Origin of the sequence: Lysobacter sp. 1R34A (assembly GCF_051217035.1) — a bacterium.
GTDB lineage: Bacteria > Pseudomonadota > Gammaproteobacteria > Xanthomonadales > Xanthomonadaceae > Lysobacter.
The window spans coordinates 1-19409 of sequence record NZ_JBPKJP010000010.1; the positions used below are offsets into that span (position 1 = coordinate 1).

Genomic DNA, 19409 nt, shown 5'->3' on the forward strand with positions numbered 1-19409 from the left:
CGGTTGCCGGGGCTGGCCTCCAGCACCACCGTCTCCAGGCGTTGGACCAGGCCGGCGGTGGCGAGTTCGGCGGTGGCCTCGGGCAGGAAGCCGGGGCGGCTGGCCTGCAGCAGGCCCGGGAAGCGCCGTTCGAGATCGTCGCAGCGCAGGGTGTTGAGATACTGCGTTCCGGATTTGACCGTGTTGACCAGGCCGGCCGAACGCAACACGTCGAAGTGCCGCGACAAGGTCGCGCGCGGCAGTTCTTCGTCGATGCAGGCGCCGACGCAGGACACCGGATGGTCGCGGCTCAGCGAGCGGACGATGCCCAGGCGCACCGGGTCGGCCAGCGCGTACAGCACGGCGGTCATCTCGATGTCGTCGACAGCGGGGTGATGCAGGGGTCTCATGGCGACAGCTTGCAACAAGCGAAGGCCTGCTGCTATGGTTTCCATAGTTCCGAATATCGGAACTACAGAATAACATGTTTTCCCCATCCGTCCCTCCCCCTACGGACACCCATCATGAGCACCCTTTCCGGCAAACCCCTGCACGGCAAGACCGCTTTCGTCACCGGCGCCAGCCGCGGCATCGGCCGCGCCATCGCCCTGCGCCTGGCCCGCGACGGCGCCCAGGTCGCGATCAACTACGGCGCCTCGCGCGAGGAGGCCGAAGCGGTGGCCGCCGAGATCCGCGCACTGGGCGTACAGTCGGTCGCGATCGGCGCCGACCTGGGCTCGGTCGCCTCGATCGCCCAGGCCTATGTCGAACTCGATCGCTTCCTGCTCGACGCCACCGGCCAACCCGGCCTCGACATCCTGGTCAACAACGCCGCGACCGGCCTGTTCGCGCCGACCCTGGAAACCACCGAGGCCCAGTTCGACCGGGTTTTCGACGTCAACGCCAAGGGCGTCTTCTTCTCGATCCAGCATGCCGCCGCGCGCCTCAACGACGGCGGCCGCATCGTCAACATCACCTCGCTGTCGACCCGCATGGCCACCGAGGGCCTGGCCGCCTACGCCGCCAGCAAGGGCGCGGTGGAGGTGCTGACCCGGCAGCTCGCGCCGGAATTCGCCCGGCGCGGCATCACCGTCAACAACGTGTCGCCCGGCGCCATCGAAACGGTCATGAACAAGTTCCTGCAGCAGGATGAAGGCCGCGCTTTCGTGCTCGGCAGCCAGGCGCTCAAGCGCGTGGGTCAGCCGGAAGACATCGGCGATGTCGTAGCTTTCATCGCCTCCGACGACCGCCGGTGGTTCACCGGAACCACCCTGGATGCCAGCGGCGGCAGTCATTTGTAGGCGGCCGGGAATCGGGAATAGGGAATAGGGAATCGTTGGAGCGGCTTCGCGCCAATCCACGATCTCGTCCCGCCTCCTCCGCTTTTCTTTCCCCCTCTTCCCATTCCCGATTCCCCCATTCCCGATTCCCGTCCAATGAACAAAGCCCTGTTTTCTCTTCTGCTCGGCGCCTTCGCGCTCGGCTCGGCCGAATTCGGCACGGTCGGGCTGATTCCGTCGCTGAGCCATCAATTGCACCGCAGCAGCGACGAGCTCGGCTGGCTGGTGGCGATCTACGCCATCGGCGTGACCATCGGCGCGCCTGTGCTGACCCGCCTGCTGCAGCGCTACGACGCCCGCCTGACCCTGGCGGTGTCGATGGCGCTGGCCGGCGTGCTGACCGTGCTGGCCTCGGCCAGCGAGCACTTCGGCCTGCTGCTGCTCGCGCGGCTGTTGCTCGGCGCCAATCACGGCCTGTTTTTCTCGTTGGCGATGCCGCTGGCCGGCAAACTCAGCCCGCGCTCGACCATCGAGGGCATGTCCCAGGTGGTGTCGGGCCTGACCATCGCGATCGTGCTGAGCATTCCGATCATGGGATTCGTCAGCGATCACTACCATTGGCAGGCGACCTTCTGGTTGCTCGGCGCCAGCTATTTCGTCGCCGCGGCGGCGATGTGGCGCTGGATTCCGGCGAGCGCGGGCCGCCGCGAAATCGACGCCCAGCCGGTCGGTTTCGTCACGGTGATCTCCAACCCGCGGGTGTTGTCGGCGCTGATGAAGATCGTGCTGCTGTTCGGCGGCTATTTCATCGCCTACACCTACCTGCCCAAGCTCATCATCGATTCGCTCGGCTACAGCCAGGACACCGCCAACCTGCTGCTGTTGCTGTTCGGCATCGGCGTGGTGCTGGGCAACCATGTCGGCGGCATCGCCGCGGCGCGCTTCGGGGTGTCGCGCACGATCGGCTTCAACTACGCGCTGATCGCGGCCTTGTTCCTGGCGATTTATTTCCTGATCGGCCTGCCCTCGGCGGCCTACGCCGGGATCCTGGTGCTCGGCCTGTTCGCGATGAGCGCGACGCCGTCGCTGGGCCACTACGGCATCGAGGTGTCGCGCCGGCTGATTCCGGGCTCGGCCGAGATCGCCTCGAGCCTGACCGTGTCGGGCTACAACATCGGCATCGCCCTGGGTTCGCTGATCGGCGGCGTGGTGCTGCGCCAGGTCGGGCTCAACCACATCCTGGTGGTCGCCGCGTTCGTGATCGGGCTGGGGCTGGTGGTGAATTTTCTCGAGCACCGCTCGGACCTGCGGCTGGGACAGGCTATTTGAAGCGGGAGCGTGTGGGTAGGAGCTAGAAGTGAGTGAATAGGAGTGAAGAGCGAGCGAAGGCGGGCGTTGCTCCGGCCCTTGCTCACTCCTCACTCCTCGCTCCCGTTTACTCGCTCCTGCGCCGCCGCGCTCCCGCCCGATCCCGCAAAACGGCGCCCAGGCGCCAGCGCCGCGCCGTCATAGACCCGGGGCATAATCGCCGGCTAGTCACCCCAAGCCGGCCGTCCATGTCCAAGCTGCGTTCCGCTTCCGTCCTTCTCGTTCCCGCTTTGCTCGGCGCCTGCGCCGCCACGGCGCCGACCCGCGGCGGTGCGCCCACGGCGCACGCCGTCGCCATCGACGTCCCCGCGATCCAGCACCCGCAGGGCGAGACCCCGGCCTGGTGGTACCGCGACGGCGCCGCGCAGGCCGCCCAGCGCGGCGCCATCGGCGGCAAGGCCAAGAACGTCATCCTGTTCGTCGGCGACGGCATGAGCCTGACCACGGTCGCGGCCGCGCGCATTCTCGCCGGCCAGATCAAGGGCGCGCCGGGCGAAGAGAACCGCCTGAGCTGGGAGCGCTTCCCCGCGACCGCGCTCAGCAAGACCTACAACACCGACTCGCAGACGCCCGACTCGGCCGGCACCATGAGCGCGATGGCGACCGGGGTGAAGACCCGCGCCGGCGTGCTCAGCATCGGCCAGCAGGCCGCGCGCGGCGATTGCGCCGGCGCGCTGGCCGCGCCGGTGCTGACCCTGTGGGAACTGGCTGCGAGCAGCGGCCTGGCGACCGGCGTGGTCACCACCACCCGCGTCACCCATGCCACCCCCGGCGCGACCTTCAGCCATTCGGCCGACCGCAACTGGGAAAACGACATGGACCTGCCGGAGAAGGCCAAAGCCCAGGGCTGCGTCGACATCGCCCGGCAGATGATCGAATCGCCTTACGGCACCGGCCCGGACGTGCTGCTCGGCGGCGGCCGCGGCAACTTCATGACCGTCGAACAGCGCGACCCCGAGTACGACGACAAGGTCGGCCAGCGCCTCGACGGCCGCGACCTGGTCGCGACCTGGAAGCAGCGCCACCCCGGCGGCGCCTATGTCTGGAACGCCGAGCAATTCGCCGCCGCGCCGAAGGACCAGCCGCTGTTCGGCCTGTTCGAGCCCGATCACATGCAGTTCTCGCACGACCGCCCGCAAGACGGCGCCGGCGAACCCTCGCTGGCCGAAATGACCACCGCGGCGATCGAACGCCTCAAGCGCGTCAAGGGCGACAACGGCTACGTGTTGCTGGTCGAGGGCGGGCGCATCGACCATGCCCACCACCTCGGCAACGCCTACCGCGCGCTGACCGACACGATCGCCCTGAGCGAAGCGGTCGAAGCGGCGACCCGGGCGACCTCGGCCGACGACACCCTGATCCTGGTCACCGCCGATCACTCGCACACCCTGAGCTTCGTCGGCTACCCGGTGCGCGGCAACCCGATGCTCGGCAAGGTGCGCGGCAGCAGCGGCGAAGAAGGCGACCCGGGCGACTACGCCCGCGACTCGCTCGGCATGCCCTACACCACCCTGAGCTACAGCAACGGTCCGGGTTACGTCGGCGCCAGCGCGCAGCAGCCGGAAGGCCCGCACCGTTACCCGCACACCGTCAGCGGCACCCAGGCGGCCGAGAAGGGGCGCCCGGACCTGAGCCGGGTCGACACCGAGCATCCGGACTACATGCAGGAAGCGCTGGTGCCGACCAATGCCGAGACCCACGGCGGCGACGACGTCGGCATCTGGGCGCGCGGCCCCGGCAGCGACGCGGTACGCGGCAGCGTCGAGCAGAACGCGATCTATCACTTCATGCTGCAGAGCATGCCGAAACTGCGCGCAGCGCTGTGCGCGAAGGGCGACTGCGACGCGAACGCCATCCCGCTGACGCTGCCGAAGCCGGACGATTTCAAGAGCCGTTGAGGGGTTTCGCTTAGAGCAAATCCCCCTGCCCCCCCTTTTTCAAAGGGGGGAACAGCACCGGGCTGGGCAGTAAGAAAACGGCGACCTGGAAGGGTCGCGCTTTTCGTTACTCGGTCGTCCGCGCCGGCCCGCTTTTACGAGTCCCGAGTCCCGAGTCCCCAGTCCCGAACCTCGACTCCCGACTCCCGACTCCCGATTCCCAACTCCCGATCAGAACGGCTTAGCCAACACCAGCCACACGATCGCGACCAGGGCGAACACCGGGATTTCGTTGAAGATGCGCAGGCTGCGCGAGGACGGCAGCGGGCGGCCCTGGTCGACGCCCTTGAGCCAGCGGCCGGCGACGATGTAGAAGGCCAGCATCGCCGCGACCACGGTCAGCTTGGCGTGCAGCCAGCCGCCGCTCATGTGGAACACGAACCAGAGCACGCCGCCGAGGATCGCGGCGATGCCGAACATGATGTGGCCGAAGCGGTAAAGGCGCCGGCCCATCAGTACCAGGCGCGCGCGCACCGCCGGCTCGTCGCCGGCTTCGGCCAGGTTGACCAGGATCCGCGGCAGGTAGAACACCGAGCCCATCCAGGCGATCACGAACACGAGATGGAAGGTCTTGGTCCACAGATAGGCATTCATACGCGGGCGTCCTGGAGTCGGCTGGCGTTGTCGGCGGGCGGGACCGATGAAGCGGTGCTCGAGCGAAGGGCACGCGCAACGCGCCGGTTCGCCGGCCGGGCGCGATAGGATGCCACGCTCCACGCCACGCCGATGACCCCATGAGCAAACAGTACGACCGCGATTACTTCCAGCGCTGGTACCGCGACCCGGCTCTCAAGGACCAGGCCATCGGCGGCAGCGCCCGCCTGGCACGCAAGGTCGCATTGGCCGTGGCCACCGCCGAATACCACCTGGAACGCCCGCTGCGCAGCGTGCTCGACATCGGCTGCGGCGAAGGACCGTGGCGGGCGCCGCTGCTCAAGCTGCGGCCGCGCGCGAGTTATCTGGGCTTCGACAGCAGCGAGTACGCGGTCGCCCGCTACGGCCGCAGCCGCAACCTGCACCTGGCGCGCTTCGGCGATTTCGAGTTCCTGCGCCCCTGCGCCCCGGTCGACCTGCTGATCTGCAGCGACGTGCTGCACTACCTGGACACCCGCGAACTCGACCGCGGTCTGTCCGGCCTGGCCGAACTGTGCGGCGGCGTCGCCTTCCTGGAAACCTTCAGCCGCGAGGACGGCATCGAGGGCGACACCGACGGCTTCAAGCGCCGCCCCGCCAGGTTCTATCGAGAACGCTTCGCCGCACAGGGCTTCGCCGGCCTGGGCTCGCACTTGTGGCTGGCCCCGGCGCTGCGCGGCGACACCGCGGCTTTGGAAACCGCCGGCTAAGCCGATCGGCCCAGTGGGAGCGGCGCCGTTACTGGGTGGCGGCACGTCCCGGAACGCCCGTCGCAGGCGCATGGGCCATTCACGCGACCCCCGTCCCAATCCGCTATGCTGCGCCGCAGCAAACCGCTCGGCCGAATTCACCGGTACGGGCGGCACCGCCACCGCCGTAACGCCACAGAGAGTCCCATCCGATGCTGCTTTATCAGATGCATGAACTCGGCCGTGCCTGGATGGCGCCGATGACCTACTGGGCCGAAGCCGGCGCGAAGATGTTCGCCGCGCCCGGCAGCTGGCTCTCGGCCGTACCCGGCGCCTCGCGCCTGGCCGCCGGTTACGAACTGCTGTACCGGGTCGGCAAGGATTACGAAAAGCCCGAGTTCGGCATCCACTCGGTCCAGATCGACGGCAACGCCTATCCGGTGATCGAGCGCGAGATGCAGCGCAAGCCGTTCTGCCGGCTGCTGCGCTTCAAGCGTTATGCCGACGACGCCGACAACATCGCCGAGCTCAAGGACGATCCGCCGGTGCTGGTGGTCGCGCCCTTGTCGGGCCATCACAGCACCCTGCTGCGCGACACAGTCAAGACGCTGCTGCGCGACCACAAGGTCTACATCACCGACTGGGTCGACGCGCGCATGGTGCCGGCCGAGGACGGCGCCTTCACCCTCGACGACTACGTCGCCTACATCCAGGACTTCATCCGCCTGATCGGCGCCGACACCCTGCACGTGATCAGCGTCTGCCAGCCGACCGTGCCGGTGCTCGCCGCGGTGTCGCTGATGGCCGCGCGCGGCGAAGCCACGCCGCGTTCGCTGGTGATGATGGGCGGCCCGATCGACACCCGCGAAAGCCCGACCCAGGTCAACGACCTCGCCGTGCACAAGCCGCTGTGGTGGTTCGAAGGCAACCTGATCCATCAGGTGCCGGCCAACTTCCCCGGCCGCGGCCGCCGCGTCTATCCGGGCTTCCTGCAGCACGGCGGTTTCGTCGCGATGAACCCGGAACGGCATTTCCAGTCGCACTGGGATTTCTACCAGGACCTGGTCAAGGGCGACCTCGAAGACGCCGACTCGCATCGCCGTTTCTACGACGAATACAACGCCGTGCTCGACATGCCGGCCGAGTACTACCTCGACACCATCCGCGTGGTGTTCCAGGAGCACCTGCTGCCGCGCGGTCTGTGGGACGTCGCCGGCGAACGGGTGAATCCGGGCGCGATCAACAACACCGCGCTGCTGACCATCGAAGGCGAGCTCGACGATATTTCCGGCCAGGGCCAGACCCGCGCCGCGCATACCCTGTGCACCGGCGTGGCCGAAGCCGATCGCGAGCACCTGACCGTCCTCGGCGCCGGCCATTACGGCATCTTCAGCGGCCGCCGCTGGCGCGAGCAGGTCTATCCGCAAGTGCGCAAGTTCATCGCCAAGTACGCGGCCTGAACCTCCTGCGCCATAGCGCGCAGCGCCGCCGCACCCCGAGCCCGATGCCATGCATCGGGCTTTTTTCATCCACGAACCCGGCCGATCCGCACGCAAAAACTGTCGACTGGATCGCAAACGCGGCCGCAGTCGCACGGACCTGGCGAATTTTGCCGCTACAGTCCGCGCTGAGGCCCGCCGAAGGATCGCGCGCCCCAGCGAACGCCGTTTGTGCAGTCGCCCTCAGTTCGAGGCCCATCGCATCAGCTCGGCGAACCAGGACCATGCGAACCGGCCGCGCCGTTCGCGACACGCCAGGAAGGCCCATGCCGTACCGCCTCGTTATCTCGTCATCGCCCGCCGCAGCACCGAGGCCTGCGCGTCGCGTTGCGTCATCCATCGACTTCATCGCAAGCGCGATCGCCGACTGCGATCGCAGGTCCTTAGGTCCCGTCGCAAGCATCGGCGCTCTGCCCGCGCGCTTGCCCCGGATCGTGCTTCACCCCTCGACTCGTTCCATTGCCCCCGGCTCAAGGAGAACCGCATGAAACTCGCCACCGTTTCCGCCGTCCTGTCCGCCCTGATGCTGTGCTCGGGTGCGGCTTCCGCCGCCACCGCGGCCTGCCAGTCTTCGCGTATCCAAGTCGAAATCAGCCACATCCAGCGGGTCCAGGCCTGCACCGCGCAAGGCCCGAACAGCCCGATCTGCCAGCAACGCCAACAGGTCGAGAACGTCTATTGGCAGATGATGGATGCGCAATGCCCGGCACCGACGCCGCAGTGCTCGGTCAACCGGCAGATCTACAACATCGTTTCGCAGCAACGCGCGATGAAGTGCCAGCAAGCCGGCTCCTCGACCGACCCGGTCTGCCAGGCCGCAATGCAGCAAGAACAAGCCAGCTTCCTGCAGGTCAAAGTCAGCTGCTTCCTGCAGTGATGCATCGCCTGCTTTGCGCGCCGCAACGACAAACGAATTGCAACAACGACGCTTGAGCAGCGCTCTCTCCGGACACGCCTGCCACATCGCCCCCTTTGAATAGGGGGCGAGCGCCCGACACGGAACGAAGTCCAATGCGGGTTTCGGCGCGGGGGATTTGTTGTTCGGCGCGATGCGTGGGGCAAGCAAGAGCACTCCTCCTTCCCCCTTTTCCGAAGGGGGGAACAGCGACAGCAGCGACGAAGGCCAGCGGCTCAGCGCGTTCGGTGCGGGCACACATCACGACGACGAAGCCGGCCCTGGGGCCGGCTTCGTTCGATCCGACTCTCGCCGCGATCGAAGATCGGCGATCGCGGCGTCGACCGCCGCGTCGCCTCGCCTCGTCTCAGCCCAGACGCACCAGCAGGTGCTTGGCGATCTGGCCGTGGAACTTGCCGACGAAACGTGCGATGTGCAGGGTCGCGAACAGCAGCACCACGCCGATCAGCATCGCCACCGGCCACGACCACGGCTCCCAGGCCATGAACACGTCGTAGCCGTCGAACTGCACCGTGCCGAGGCCCACCAGCCGCAGCAGCGGGAAGAAGATCAGCGACAGCGAGACGCTCAGGCCGGTCACCGCGACGGTGAAGTACACGATGCCGAGCGGCAGCATCAACAGCATGTAGATCAAGGTGCTCCAGGTGCGCGGGTCGGCGAACATGTCCTTGATACGTTCCAGGATCGGCCGTTCGCGATTTTGGTACAGCGGCCGGCGCGGCATGCGTTCGCCGAGCATGACCTCGACCAGGCGGCCTTCGACCAAGGACAGGATCCGCACCGAGCCCAGGAACAGGATCAACAGCGGCACGCCGATGATCAGGATCAGCATGCCCAACGACACCGACAGGCCGACGTTGACCCAGGTGAAGTAGAAGATGCCGGTCGCCAGCGAGAACAGCATGTAGAACAGCGCGGCATAAGTGCGCGGTTCGGCGGCGACGCCGAAGAAACGCCCGAGCAGCGACTGGCGCGGCCTGGGCGCCGGCGGACGCAGCGCGGTCTGCACCTTGACCTCGGTGTCGCGGTAGATCTCGGCGACCTCGTCGGGCGCGCCGTAGCTGCCGGCGACCGCGGCGATCACCTCGGCCTCGCTCTGGCCCGGGTTCTCGGCCATCTCGGAACGCAGGTATTCCTCGGCGTCGTACAGCGCGTCCTGGATCAGCGCCTTGTCGGCGCCGGCCAGGGCCGCGCGCAGGCGGTCGAGGTAATCCGGTATCGACTGCGGCAGCGCGCTGTCGGGGCGGGCGAAGGAACCGGTGGCGGCGGTGGTGTTCATAGTGCTAGCCCCTGAAGAACGGAATCGACGGAATCGCGGGTAGCGCGCCAGGCCTGGACCCATTCGCGCAGCACGGACAGTCCGGTTTCGGTGATGCGGTAGTAGCGGCGCGGCGGGCCGGTCACCGAGGGCTCGACGTGGCTGTCGAGCAGGCCGCCGGCGCCGAGATTGCGCAGCACCGGGTACAGCGCGCTCTGCTTGCCGCTCAGCACGCCCTCGCCTTCGCGCTCCAGGCGCTTGGCGATCTGGTAGCCGTACATCGGCTCGGCGGCCGAGGCCAGGACCGCCAACAGGGCCAGCGAGACGGTGCCGGCGCTGAGCTCTTTCTGGAACTTCCGCAACTGGCTGTCGAAGTCGGTCATGTCGCTCTCCGCTATCGTTGAGCTCAGACTATTGCGAACTTCGGTATAGCGAATGTGCCGATAGTCACCAGGACGAGTCGCAGGGCCCTGTTCCGCCCGCAAGCCTGGGGTAGGCTGCGGCGACCCGGCCGCAGCGCCCGGCCCCACGAGTCCCCGTAGAGGTCCCGCCGACGCCATGGAATCGCCCCGACCCGACCCCGCTCCGCTCGCCCTGCTCCACCGCCTCGCCGGCGCCTGGTCCGGGCCCGAACGCAACGCCGGCACCGCGGCCGCCTCGGTCGGCCACGGCCACTACCGGATCGCCCTCGACGGCGGCGCGTTGATCCAGGAATACCGCCAGGAGCGCGATGGCGAGACCGTGTTCCGCGGCCACGGCGTGTTCCTGGTCGAGCCCGGCAGCGACCAGGTGCTGTGGTGGTGGTTCGACTCGCTGGGCAGCCATCCGGCCGCGCCGGCGCGCGGTCGCTGGCATGGCGACAGCCTGCGCTTCGACCAGGTCACCCCGCGCGGCGAATCGCGCTATCGCTACGAGCTCGACGGCGAGCGCCACCGCTTCGTGATCGAGAACCGCTACCCGGGCGAAACCGACTTCGCCGAATTCATACACGGCGACTACACTCGCCAGCCCTGACAGGAGATCGCCCGATGCGTTCGATGCCGCAAACCGCCCTGCTGAGCCTGTTGACCGCCGCCGTGCTGCAGACCGCTTCGGCGCAGACGCCGGCGCGCCCGATGCAGGAGATCCTCGACGCCAGCCAGCCCGCCGACTGGCGCGCGCTGGATCCGAAGAACACCTTGTACGTCGAACTGCCGCGCGGCCGCGTGGTGATCGAGCTGGCGCCGCAGTTCGCGCCGGCGCACGTCGCCAACATCCGCGCCCTGGCCACCAACCAGTACTGGAACGGTCTCAGCATCAACCGCTCGCAGGACAACTACGTCGTGCAATGGGGCGATGCGAATGCCGAGGATGCGGCCCAGCGCAAGCCGTACGGCCGCGGGGTCAAGGCCAAGCTGCCGGCCGAATTCGCCCGCAAGAGCCAGGGTCTGGCGATGACCGTGCTGCCCGACGCCGACGGTTGGGCGGCCGAGGCCGGCTTCGTCGCCGGCTTCCCGGCCGCGCGCGATTCGGCCACCGGTTCGAGCTGGCTCGCCCACTGCTACGGCACCGTCGGCGCCGGCCGCGACATGGCCGCCGATTCCAGCAACGGCACCGAGCTGTACGTAGTGACCGGGCAGTCGCCGCGCCACCTCGACCGCAACATCACCACGGTCGGGCGCGTGGTCAAGGGCATCGAACTGCTGTCGTCGCTGCCGCGCGGCACCGGCAACCTCGGCTTCTACGAAACTCCGGCCGAGCGCACCCCGATCCGCGCGATCCGCCTGGCGGCCGACGTGCCGAAGGCCGAACGCGCCAACCTGGAAGTGCTGCGCACCGATACGCCGCTGTTCGCCGAATTGGTCGAGTCGCGCCGCAACCGCCGCGACGAGTGGTACAAGCAGCCGGCCGGCCACATCAACATCTGCAACGTGCCGCTGCCGGTGCGTGAGCAGACCGCGCAAGCCGCGGCGCCGTCCAAGGCGAAGGCCAAGGGCAAGAAGAAGTAAGCCGGCCCGATCGCGCCGGGGTGGACTGCCCCGGCGCCGTTCGGCGCCGGTCTCAGGCTCGTTCGGCGCCGGTGTCAGGCCCGTTCGGCGCCGGTCTCAGGCCCGTCTGGCGCCGGTCTCAGGCCCGTCCGGCGCGGCCTCGGGCCTGCGTTCGGCGCCGGCCTCAGTCGCGCTCGGGCCCGCGCGACAGCGGCTTGGCGCTGGCGCCGCGTTCCAGCGCCTGCGGCTGGAACAGGCACATCCGCACCACGTCGTGGTAGCGACCGTCGCTGAAGAACTCGTCGATCAGCACGCCTTCGCGCTGGAACCCGGCCTGCTCGTAGATCGAGATCGCGCGCGAATTGTCGACGTCGACCAGCAGATAGAGCTTGTACAGATTCAGCACGCGAAACGCGTAGTTGATCGCCATCTCGGTGGCCGCGCGCGCATAGCCGCGGCGCTGCTGTTCCGGCGAGATCATGATCAGGAATTCGGCGCGCCGGTGCAGGTGGTCGATCTCGACCAGTTCGACCAGCCCGACCCGTTCCTGGCCGCTGTCCTGGACGATGAAACGTCGCTCGGATTGGTCGTGGATGTGCTTGCGGTACAGCTCTTCGAGTTCGACGAAGGACTCGTAGGGCTCCTCGAACCAATAACCCATCACGCTGCGGTTGTTGTTGAGCACGTGGACGAAATGCAGGTCGCCGCGCTCCAGCGGACGCAGGGTGACGCTCGGCGCGGGATGCTCGTCGGCGGAGGTCGTAGTCATGGCCGCTACCCTACTCCACCGGCATGCAGCCGGTGTGACGTTTTTTGCTGCCGTTCGCGCCGCGCCGACGCACCGGCACGGCCGCGCTTCACGTGGCCTTAGCCGACGCCTGCCTAGCCTGCCCCTAACCCCCTTGCACGAAGGCCACGACATGCCCCTGCTCAGACTGCGCATCACCGGCAACGAGAACGACGCGCGCGCCATCGGCAACCTGCTGTCGAGCCTGGAAGGCATCGAACACGTCGAGGAAGTCGCCGACCTGATGCCGCACATGGACGACTCCGATTCCAGCTCCGCCGGCCTGCCCGACGACGCCGGCCCCGGCGTGCACGAACTCGAAGTCGACGCGCCCAACGCGTCCACCGCGAACAAGGTCCGCGAGGCGGTGGAAGCGCTGGCCTTCGACCTGGACGTGCTGGTCGAGTTCGAAACCGACGAGACCCGCTAACGCACCAAGCGCGCTGGCCGGTCAGGCGCCGCGGGCGGCGCGCCTAGCCCGACGTGCGCGGCGCAGCCGGAGCAGCACCCACCCCAAGGCGGCCAGCGCCACCGACACCGGCAGCAACACCGCGATGGCGCGGATCAGGAACGCGATCACGGTCGCGACGATGCCGCCGAAATCGCGGAACGCATCGCCGATCTCGCTGCGGCTTTCCTGCCCGCGGGTGGTCTGGAAATTCAAGGTGACCAACTGGGTCGAGATGCGCCGTTGCTGCTGCGCGGCTTCCTGTTGCGCGCCCTGCAGCTGCGACTCGATCTCGGCGATGCGGTTCGACAGGGTCAGCACGTCGGCGACCTTGAGGTCCTTGCGGTCCTGGAACTCGAGCAGGCGCGCGTGTTCTTTCTGCAGACGGTCCTGCAGCATCGCGTTGTTGCGCACCGCGGTGGCCAGATCGTCGGCCTGGATGCTGCGCTCGCTGATTTCCTCGCCCTTGCCGGCCAGGCCGATCAGAGGTTCCACGCCGTCCGGCACGATCCGCACCTGCACCATCGCCGAGGGCTCGTCGCCGCCGCTCTGGTTCATGCCCAGCACCGCGCAGGCCCCGAACTTGGCGGCGTTGCAGGCCGCCTGCACCGCCGCGGCCTGGGCCGCGATGCGTTCGCCTGGCAGGCGGATCTGCACACGATGTTCGTAGGCCAGCAACACGCCGAGATCGGCCTTGTCCGGCGACGGCGCCGTACCGCCGGCTCCGCGCTTGACCAGGGCCGCCGTCGGCACCGCGACCGGCTCTTCCATCGTCGCCGCGTTGTGCTTGCCGCACCCGCCGAGCACGCCCAGCGCCAGCGTCGCGGCCAGCAGCCGCTTCGCGAATCCATACCCCATGATCTTTCTCCTTGGCCCGTTGTGATCCGTCCGGCCCGCGCACTATGCCATCGCGGCCGGGCGCCCAGCGGGTTTGCTGGGCGCCGGTGGTCATGGCTAACGTCGCGCCGGGTCGATCGGGGTCGAACGGTTTCGGGGGTGTGGGCCAATCCTCTGGGGCCATGCCCCCTGCAGCCTGGGATGTTCGGCTCCGCCAAGCGGGGCCCGCCTTCGGCAACGACGCAGCGCGTGCGCCGCGCCCGCCAGGCGCCGGGACTCCAGTCCTACTGGATCAGGCGATCAGAACTTATGCTTGAACCCCACCGTGACGAAGCGGCCCAGGGCATCGTACTGGCTGATGTCGTAGGGCAAGGCGCCGCCGGCCGGATCGAACGGCGGGTCTTTGTCGGCGAGGTTCTGCACCGACAGATACAAGGTGGTGTCGCGCAGGCCTTCGTAGCCCAGGTACAGGTCGAACTGGTGGTGGTCGTCGACCTGGGCGTCCAGGCCCGGGTTGCTGCGCGCGTCGACGACCTGCTGCCGGTAACCGCCGATGTAGCGCCACGACAGCTGTGCGTTCCAGTCGCCGCGGCCGTACGCCAGCGAGGTGATGCCGCGCCACTTCGGCAGCGCGCCGAAGCGGTTGCCGCCGGCGCCTTCGAGTGCGTTCTGGCCGGCGACCTGCGGTTGCTCGTAGCTCAGCAGGCGGGTCCAGGTGCCGTCGAGCGTCCAGTCGGCCTCGCCGGCGTGCCAGACCTTGCGGCCTTCGATGTCGAAGCCGGTCGTGGTCAGGGTGCCCTGGTTGGCGTAGCGGTTTTCGACCAGTTGCAACCGGCCTTGCGTATCGCGGGTGATCCGCCCCGGATCGGTCTGCGGGTTGGAGACCACGAACTGGACGTTGTCCGGCGCGATCAGGTCGTCCTGGCGGATGCGGTACAGGTCGACGCCGAGGCTGGTGTCGGCATCGGGCGCCCACAACACGCCGAGGTTGATGTTGCTGGAGCGCTCGGCCTTGAGCTCGGGGTTGCCGGCGCGCAGGATCGTCACGCCGCGCGACGCGCCCGGCTGCACCGGGTCGAACGGGTCGATGACGCTGCCGTAGCTGATCGTGGTGCTCTGGGCGATCTCCGGCAGCGACGGCGCGCGGAATCCGCGCGATGCGTTTAAGCGCAGCAACCAATCGTCGCTGGCCTGCCAACGGATGCCGAGCTTGGGCGAGAACGCGCTGCCGAAATCGTCGTAATGATCGCCGCGGCCGGCCAACTGCACTTCGACCTGCTGCCAGGGCTTGAGGCTGAGTTCGAAGAATGCCGCCGAGACGCGACGGCTGCCGTCGATCAGATTGATCGCCGGACGCAGCTCGGTGCCCGACAACACTTGCGGGCTGGTGCGCGCGTCCTGGGCCTCGTCGCGGAACTCCACGCCCGCGGCCACGCCGACGTCGCCGGCGCGCCACTGCCAGGGGAAGCCGGAGATCTTGCCGCCGACCGTGCTCAGCCGGTACGTGCCCGGGCGCCGCGTCGACAGACGCAGGGCCTCGAGCGCCCCCGGCGTGCGCGCGGGGTTTAAAAAGTCGTAGCTGCCGGTGGCGAGGGTCCGCTCGAACGCGTAACGGTCGAGGAAATTACGCACGTACTCGCGCTGGCGGCTTTCCGAATGGCTGGCGGCGACTTCCCAGTCCCAGGTTTCGCCGTGGCCGCGCAAACCGACCAGGGTGCGCTGGAATTGCGACTTGTTGATCTTGTACCGCGCGCCGAGGTCGAGGAAGGAATACTCGAACGGGGTCGGCACCGCGTTCGGATTGTTCGGATGGCCGACCGGCAGCACCGCCGGGATGTCGACCAGACGGCCGGTGCCGCGGTCGTAGGCGCGCAGGCCGGCACCGACCGACATCGGCGCGCTGAAATAGGTGCCGTTGTGGCTGGTGCTGTAGAGGATTTCGGCGAAGCCCTGCAACGATTCGTCGAACCACACGTCGCCGGCGACCAGCGCCTGGTAGCGCTCCACGTCCGGCACCAGGGTGCGGAACGGCTGGGTGTCGAATGCGCAGGCGTTGCCCGGCAGCGGGCTGCCGAAATCGGCGTACGGCCGCGACTGGGTGCCGGGCTGGCACGGGAACGCCGCCGGCGCGCGCGGGTTCGACAGGTAGGCGCCGCCCTGGGTCGACCAGCCGGCCAGGCGTCCGCCGGGCTGGTCGCGATAGTCGCCGTCGCGGGTGAGGTCGCGCTCGTCGGCGTCGAGCCGGCCGCGCTTGAACACGTCGAGGCTGAAACGCAGGCTGTAGCCGTCCTGGGCCGAGTCGCCGCGGCCGGCGCGCAGGCCGAGGCTGCTCTGGTCGATGCCGCCCTCGGTGGCCGCGCCATAGGCGGCGTCGACTTCCAGGCCTTCGATCTTGCCGCGCAGGATCAGGTTGACCACGCCGGCGATCGCATCGGAACCGTACAGCGCCGAGGCGCCGTCCTTGAGGATTTCCACCCGCTCGATCGCTCCCAGCGGCAGCGCGTTGAGGTCGACGAAGTTGTCCTGGGTGTTCTGGGCGAAGCCGTACGACGCCACGCGATAGCCGTTGACCAGCACCAGGGTGTTCTTCTGGCTGAGGCCGCGCAGCGATACCCCGGCCGAGCCGTTGGCGAAGCTGCCGGTGTACTGCTCGTTGAAGCTGTTGCCGCTGTTGACGGTGAGGCTGCGCAGCAGGTCGGACACGGTGACCTTGCCGCTTTTTTCGATCTGCGCGCGATCGATCACCAGCACCGGGTTGACCCCGGCCTCGTCGCTGCGCTTGAGGTGGGTGCCGGTCACCTGGACCGCGTCGAGGGTGATGCCGGGCGCGGCATCGGCGGCCAAGGTGTCGTCGGCTTGCGCCAACGGCGCGGCCAGCGCGATCGAAAGCGCTAGAGCGAGGCGTCGGTAGCGCACGCGGGGGCGGGACGAAACAAGAGCGAGGGACATGGGGCTTCCTGGGGACGAGTCGAAGGGAAAGACGAAAGCGAACAAGAACGCCCGCCCGGAACGGCACGCAGCCGCCGGCGCTGCGCAAGCGCAGTGCAGTCGCGAGGGAGAGGGAATCGCGGGACGGCGTTGCCGTGCAGCCGCGTACCGATCCGGGTCGGGCGAAAAACGGTGCTGGCAGGATCAACCCGTCGCGGGCATCACCTGCCGGCTACAGCGACAACGCATCGGCATTCGCGCGATGGGCCGGGGCTGCAGCGAAGCGAACATGGTCGCGAGCGGAGATTTCGGGATCGAAGCGGACATGGCACGTGCAGAGCTGGCGGACGGACGCGGACGAAGCGATGCGGGATCAGCGGCAACACTTGCGACAGCGGCACGCGCACATGGAGCGGCGCGGTGCGGCATGAGTTCGGGTCGGTCCAGCAGGGTTCACGGCGGTTCGTCGGCAGCGGAGGAAGGCCGCCGAAGCCGGCGACGAGCGATATGTTGCATCGCGATAAAGCGACGTCAATCGACGTTCGGCCTGCGTTCCCGGTTTTCGCCGCCATCGATCGCCGCGATCCTGAATCGGGCCATGCGCGCGGGAACCGCGCGATTCGCACGCAAGCCCCGCAACACAAGGCTCGCGCGCGATCGCAGTGGTGCGATCCGTTGTTCATTATTCCGGGCCGCTCATGCCGCGCGCCGCATGAGCGCATGGCCGATGGTTATGACGCCGGCGCCCATCGGCACCACGAAATCCGCCGCCCGGCACGGCGGTTGCGCGAAGGACCGGATCGGCAAGGTCGGGGCCGGTCACGAGCGTCCGGCGCGACGGTACGCCGCGACGCCTTCCCGTCGGCCCGAGGCCCACTCCCCGCCCGGACCTATGACCCATGCGCACCCCACCGCCTTCGCATATCCTCCGCGCATTGCGGCCCGGCCGCCCCCTCGACCGAGATCGGATATGCGCCTGTTGCGTCCCTCGCAGCTCTCTTTCGTCCTCACTCCGGCCTTGCTGGCCGTCGCCTTGTCGGCCTGCGGAACGCACGAAACCGCCGCACCCACCGCCGCGGCCCGGACGGCCGCCGCGCCCGCGGCGAGTTCGGACCCGGCCGTCGACGCCGCCTTCGCCGCGCTGTCCAGGCGCTGGCTCGACGGGGTCATGCAGATCAACCCGGTCAGCGCCACCCAGATCGGCGACCACCGCTTCGATGGCGAGATCGACGACCTCAGCGCCGCCGGCCGCCAGCGCCAGCTCGACTTCAACCGCAAGCTGCTGGGCGAGCTCGATGCCGTCGACGCCGCCCGCCTGTCGCGCGAGAACCAGGTCGACGCGGCGATCCTGCGCAACCGCCTGCGCTCGGAAATCTGGTCGATCGAAACCCTGCAGAACTGGGCCTGGGACCCGATGGTCTACAGCGGCCTGGCCGGCGATGCGATCTACAACCTGATGGCGCGCGAATTCGCGCCGATGCCGCAGCGGCTGAAGTCGGCGACCGCGCGCATGGAGAAGATCCCGGCGATCTTCGCCCAGGCCCGCGCCAACCTCGACCCGGCGCGGGTGCCGAAGATCCACGCCGAGACCGTCGCCAAGCAGAACGCCGGCGTGCTCAGCCTGATCGACGCCTTCATCGCGCCCAACGCCGGCCAGCTCAAGGGCGCCGATCGCAAGCGCCTGGACGCCGCCGTCGCCGGCCTGCGAAAGGCCGTCGCCGAACAGCAGGAGTGGCTGGACAAGACCCTGGTGCCCGACGCCAAGGGCAATTTCCGCATCGGCCAGACCCTGTACGACGAGAAGCTGAAGTTCTCGCTCAATTCGTCCTTGTCGCGCGCCGAGATCATGCAGCGCGCGCAATCCGAACTCGCCCGCGTGCGCGCCGAGATGTACGCGATCGCGCAGAAGGAACTCAAGGGCAAGCCCGGCGCGCCGGAACTACCGGACAAGCCGACACCGGAACAGCAGCAGAAGGCGATCGAGGCCGCGCTCGAACTGGCCTATGCCGACAAGCCGGCGCGCGACAAGGTCGTCGACTTCGCCAAGCAGACGCTCGAGGAAGCCACCGCCTTCACCCGCGCCAAGAACCTGGTGACCGTGCCCGACGCGCCGGTCAAGATCATCCTGATGCCGGAGTTCCAGCGCGGCGTGGCCCTGGCCTATTGCGATTCGCCGGGCCCGCTCGACAAAGGCCTGGACACTTATTACGCGATCTCGCCGATTCCCGACGACTGGAGCGAGGCCCAGGTCGATTCCTTCCTGCGCGAGTACAACACGCGCATGGTGCATCTGCTGTCGATCCACGAAGCGATGCCGGGCCACTACCTGGAAGGCGCGCATTCGGCCAAGGCGCCGTCGACCCTGCGCGCGGTGCTGCGTTCGGGCGTGTTCGCCGAAGGCTGGGCGGTCTATACCGAGGACGTGATGGCCGACGCCGGTTATCTCGACAACGACCCGCTGTTCCGCCTGGTCCAGCTCAAGTTCTACCTGCGCAGCATCGGCAACGCGATCCTCGACCAGGGCGTGCAGGTCGAAGACTGGAGCCGCGAGCAGGCGATGCACTTCATGACCCGGCAGACCTTCCAGCAGGAACGCGAAGCCGCCGGCAAGTGGGTGCGCGCGCAGCTGACCTCGGCGCAGCTGCCGACCTATTTCGTCGGCGCGCAGGAACATTTCGACATGCGCAAGGCGGTGGAAGCCAAGCTCGGGCCGAAGTTCGACGCCAAGACCTACCACGACCAGGTGCTGTCCTACGGCGCCCCGCCGGTGCGGTTCGTGCGCGAGCTGATGCTGGACGAACCGATTCTCTGAATCGGTTCGCAGGACGGGAAGCCCGCCGCATGGCGGGTTTTTCGTATTGCAGTGCCTACGACATCGTCGCT

17 protein-coding genes are annotated in these 19409 nt (G+C 68.2%); 10 read left to right on the plus strand and 7 right to left on the minus strand.

Going from position 1 to position 19409, the window contains the following annotated elements; translation table 11 throughout:
• Positions 1-389, minus strand: a 389-nt coding sequence (locus ACSAMQ_RS05060; protein WP_435394603.1) for a helix-turn-helix domain-containing protein, incomplete at its 3' end; no start/stop codon positions are given.
• Between the two features lie 114 nt (positions 390-503).
• Here ACSAMQ_RS05060 and ACSAMQ_RS05065 point away from each other — a divergent pair.
• The 3 genes from ACSAMQ_RS05065 to ACSAMQ_RS05075 all read left to right on the plus strand — a co-directional run bounded on the left by ACSAMQ_RS05065 (position 504) and on the right by ACSAMQ_RS05075 (position 4525).
• Positions 504-1280: an SDR family oxidoreductase gene (locus tag ACSAMQ_RS05065; RefSeq protein ID WP_435394604.1), complete on the plus strand. Its 777-nt coding sequence runs from the start codon at positions 504-506 to the stop codon at positions 1278-1280.
• 135 nt (positions 1281-1415) lie between these two features.
• Complete coding sequence (locus ACSAMQ_RS05070; RefSeq protein WP_435394605.1) at positions 1416-2588, plus strand: MFS transporter; 1173 nt, start codon at positions 1416-1418, stop codon at positions 2586-2588.
• A 227-nt stretch (positions 2589-2815) separates the two neighbouring features.
• The gene (locus tag ACSAMQ_RS05075; protein WP_435394606.1) at positions 2816-4525 is read left to right on the plus strand and encodes an alkaline phosphatase; all 1710 of its coding nucleotides are present in this window, start codon (positions 2816-2818) and stop codon (positions 4523-4525) included.
• A 210-nt stretch (positions 4526-4735) separates the two neighbouring features.
• Here ACSAMQ_RS05075 and ACSAMQ_RS05080 read toward each other — a convergent pair whose 3' ends face one another.
• Positions 4736-5158 (minus strand): CopD family protein, encoded by a 423-nt coding sequence (locus ACSAMQ_RS05080; RefSeq protein ID WP_435394607.1) that lies wholly within the window; start codon positions 5156-5158, stop codon positions 4736-4738.
• 140 nt (positions 5159-5298) lie between these two features.
• On the opposite strand from ACSAMQ_RS05080, the gene ACSAMQ_RS05085 reads away from it, so the two are divergent.
• The 3 genes from ACSAMQ_RS05085 to ACSAMQ_RS05095 all read left to right on the plus strand — a co-directional run bounded on the left by ACSAMQ_RS05085 (position 5299) and on the right by ACSAMQ_RS05095 (position 8262).
• Positions 5299-5907 (plus strand): class I SAM-dependent DNA methyltransferase, encoded by a 609-nt coding sequence (locus ACSAMQ_RS05085; protein WP_435394608.1) that lies wholly within the window; start codon positions 5299-5301, stop codon positions 5905-5907.
• A 194-nt stretch (positions 5908-6101) separates the two neighbouring features.
• A complete protein-coding gene (locus tag ACSAMQ_RS05090; RefSeq protein ID WP_435394673.1) occupies positions 6102-7346 on the plus strand; it encodes a polyhydroxyalkanoate depolymerase in 1245 nt (414 codons plus the stop codon).
• 523 nt (positions 7347-7869) lie between these two features.
• A complete protein-coding gene (locus ACSAMQ_RS05095) occupies positions 7870-8262 on the plus strand; it encodes a hypothetical protein (protein ID WP_435394609.1) in 393 nt (130 codons plus the stop codon).
• Positions 8263-8647: 385 nt separating this feature from the next.
• On the opposite strand, the gene ACSAMQ_RS05100 is transcribed toward ACSAMQ_RS05095, so the two are convergent.
• Together ACSAMQ_RS05100 and ACSAMQ_RS05105 are read right to left on the minus strand one after the other, a co-directional pair.
• Positions 8648-9580: a sensor domain-containing protein gene (locus ACSAMQ_RS05100; RefSeq protein WP_435394610.1), complete on the minus strand. Its 933-nt coding sequence runs from the start codon at positions 9578-9580 to the stop codon at positions 8648-8650.
• Entirely contained in the window at positions 9577-9942 is a 366-nt protein-coding gene (locus tag ACSAMQ_RS05105; protein ID WP_435394611.1) for a PadR family transcriptional regulator, read from the minus strand. Before ACSAMQ_RS05105 ends, ACSAMQ_RS05100 begins: the two co-directional genes overlap by 4 nt.
• Positions 9943-10117: 175 nt before the next feature.
• Here ACSAMQ_RS05105 and ACSAMQ_RS05110 point away from each other — a divergent pair, with 175 nt between their 5' ends.
• Both ACSAMQ_RS05110 and ACSAMQ_RS05115 read left to right on the plus strand, forming a co-directional pair.
• Positions 10118-10573: a hypothetical protein gene (locus ACSAMQ_RS05110; protein WP_435394612.1), complete on the plus strand. Its 456-nt coding sequence runs from the start codon at positions 10118-10120 to the stop codon at positions 10571-10573.
• Between the two features lie 14 nt (positions 10574-10587).
• Positions 10588-11547: a peptidylprolyl isomerase gene (locus tag ACSAMQ_RS05115; RefSeq protein ID WP_435394613.1), complete on the plus strand. Its 960-nt coding sequence runs from the start codon at positions 10588-10590 to the stop codon at positions 11545-11547.
• Positions 11548-11710: 163 nt separating this feature from the next.
• On the opposite strand, the gene speG is transcribed toward ACSAMQ_RS05115, so the two are convergent.
• Complete coding sequence (gene speG, locus ACSAMQ_RS05120) at positions 11711-12295, minus strand: spermidine N1-acetyltransferase (protein ID WP_435394614.1); 585 nt, start codon at positions 12293-12295, stop codon at positions 11711-11713.
• A gap of 151 nt (positions 12296-12446) precedes the next feature.
• Between speG and ACSAMQ_RS05125 the strand changes: the two genes are divergently transcribed.
• The gene (locus tag ACSAMQ_RS05125; protein WP_435394615.1) at positions 12447-12743 is read left to right on the plus strand and encodes a hypothetical protein; all 297 of its coding nucleotides are present in this window, start codon (positions 12447-12449) and stop codon (positions 12741-12743) included.
• A 21-nt stretch (positions 12744-12764) separates the two neighbouring features.
• Here ACSAMQ_RS05125 and ACSAMQ_RS05130 read toward each other — a convergent pair whose 3' ends face one another.
• Together ACSAMQ_RS05130 and ACSAMQ_RS05135 are read right to left on the minus strand one after the other, a co-directional pair.
• On the minus strand, positions 12765-13619 hold the full coding sequence (locus ACSAMQ_RS05130) for a DUF4349 domain-containing protein (RefSeq protein WP_435394616.1): 855 nt from the start codon (positions 13617-13619) through the stop codon (positions 12765-12767).
• Positions 13620-13898: 279 nt separating this feature from the next.
• Positions 13899-16547, minus strand: a complete 2649-nt coding sequence (locus ACSAMQ_RS05135; RefSeq protein WP_435394617.1) for a TonB-dependent receptor plug domain-containing protein — start codon at positions 16545-16547, stop codon at positions 13899-13901.
• 949 nt (positions 16548-17496) lie between these two features.
• Here ACSAMQ_RS05135 and ACSAMQ_RS05140 point away from each other — a divergent pair.
• Positions 17497-19338, plus strand: coding sequence for a DUF885 domain-containing protein (locus ACSAMQ_RS05140; protein WP_435394618.1), 1842 nt, complete (start codon positions 17497-17499; stop codon positions 19336-19338).
• Positions 19339-19409 lie beyond the last annotated feature (71 nt).

What these genes read in the sequence shown, in the direction of transcription:
- ACSAMQ_RS05065 (WP_435394604.1), top strand. Translation starts at nt 504, where the DNA reads ATGAGCACCCTTTCCGGCAAACCCCTGCACGGCAAGACCGCTTTCGTC.
- ACSAMQ_RS05070 (WP_435394605.1), top strand. Translation starts at nt 1,416, where the DNA reads ATGAACAAAGCCCTGTTTTCTCTTCTGCTCGGCGCCTTCGCGCTCGGC.
- ACSAMQ_RS05075 (WP_435394606.1), top strand. Translation starts at nt 2,816, where the DNA reads ATGTCCAAGCTGCGTTCCGCTTCCGTCCTTCTCGTTCCCGCTTTGCTC.
- ACSAMQ_RS05080 (WP_435394607.1), bottom strand. Translation starts at nt 5,158, where the DNA reads ATGAATGCCTATCTGTGGACCAAGACCTTCCATCTCGTGTTCGTGATC.
- ACSAMQ_RS05085 (WP_435394608.1), top strand. Translation starts at nt 5,299, where the DNA reads ATGAGCAAACAGTACGACCGCGATTACTTCCAGCGCTGGTACCGCGAC.
- ACSAMQ_RS05095 (WP_435394609.1), top strand. Translation starts at nt 7,870, where the DNA reads ATGAAACTCGCCACCGTTTCCGCCGTCCTGTCCGCCCTGATGCTGTGC.
- ACSAMQ_RS05100 (WP_435394610.1), bottom strand. Translation starts at nt 9,580, where the DNA reads ATGAACACCACCGCCGCCACCGGTTCCTTCGCCCGCCCCGACAGCGCG.
- ACSAMQ_RS05105 (WP_435394611.1), bottom strand. Translation starts at nt 9,942, where the DNA reads ATGACCGACTTCGACAGCCAGTTGCGGAAGTTCCAGAAAGAGCTCAGC.
- ACSAMQ_RS05110 (WP_435394612.1), top strand. Translation starts at nt 10,118, where the DNA reads ATGGAATCGCCCCGACCCGACCCCGCTCCGCTCGCCCTGCTCCACCGC.
- ACSAMQ_RS05115 (WP_435394613.1), top strand. Translation starts at nt 10,588, where the DNA reads ATGCGTTCGATGCCGCAAACCGCCCTGCTGAGCCTGTTGACCGCCGCC.
- speG (WP_435394614.1), bottom strand. Translation starts at nt 12,295, where the DNA reads ATGACTACGACCTCCGCCGACGAGCATCCCGCGCCGAGCGTCACCCTG.
- ACSAMQ_RS05125 (WP_435394615.1), top strand. Translation starts at nt 12,447, where the DNA reads ATGCCCCTGCTCAGACTGCGCATCACCGGCAACGAGAACGACGCGCGC.
- ACSAMQ_RS05130 (WP_435394616.1), bottom strand. Translation starts at nt 13,619, where the DNA reads ATGGGGTATGGATTCGCGAAGCGGCTGCTGGCCGCGACGCTGGCGCTG.
- ACSAMQ_RS05135 (WP_435394617.1), bottom strand. Translation starts at nt 16,547, where the DNA reads ATGTCCCTCGCTCTTGTTTCGTCCCGCCCCCGCGTGCGCTACCGACGC.
- ACSAMQ_RS05140 (WP_435394618.1), top strand. Translation starts at nt 17,497, where the DNA reads ATGCGCCTGTTGCGTCCCTCGCAGCTCTCTTTCGTCCTCACTCCGGCC.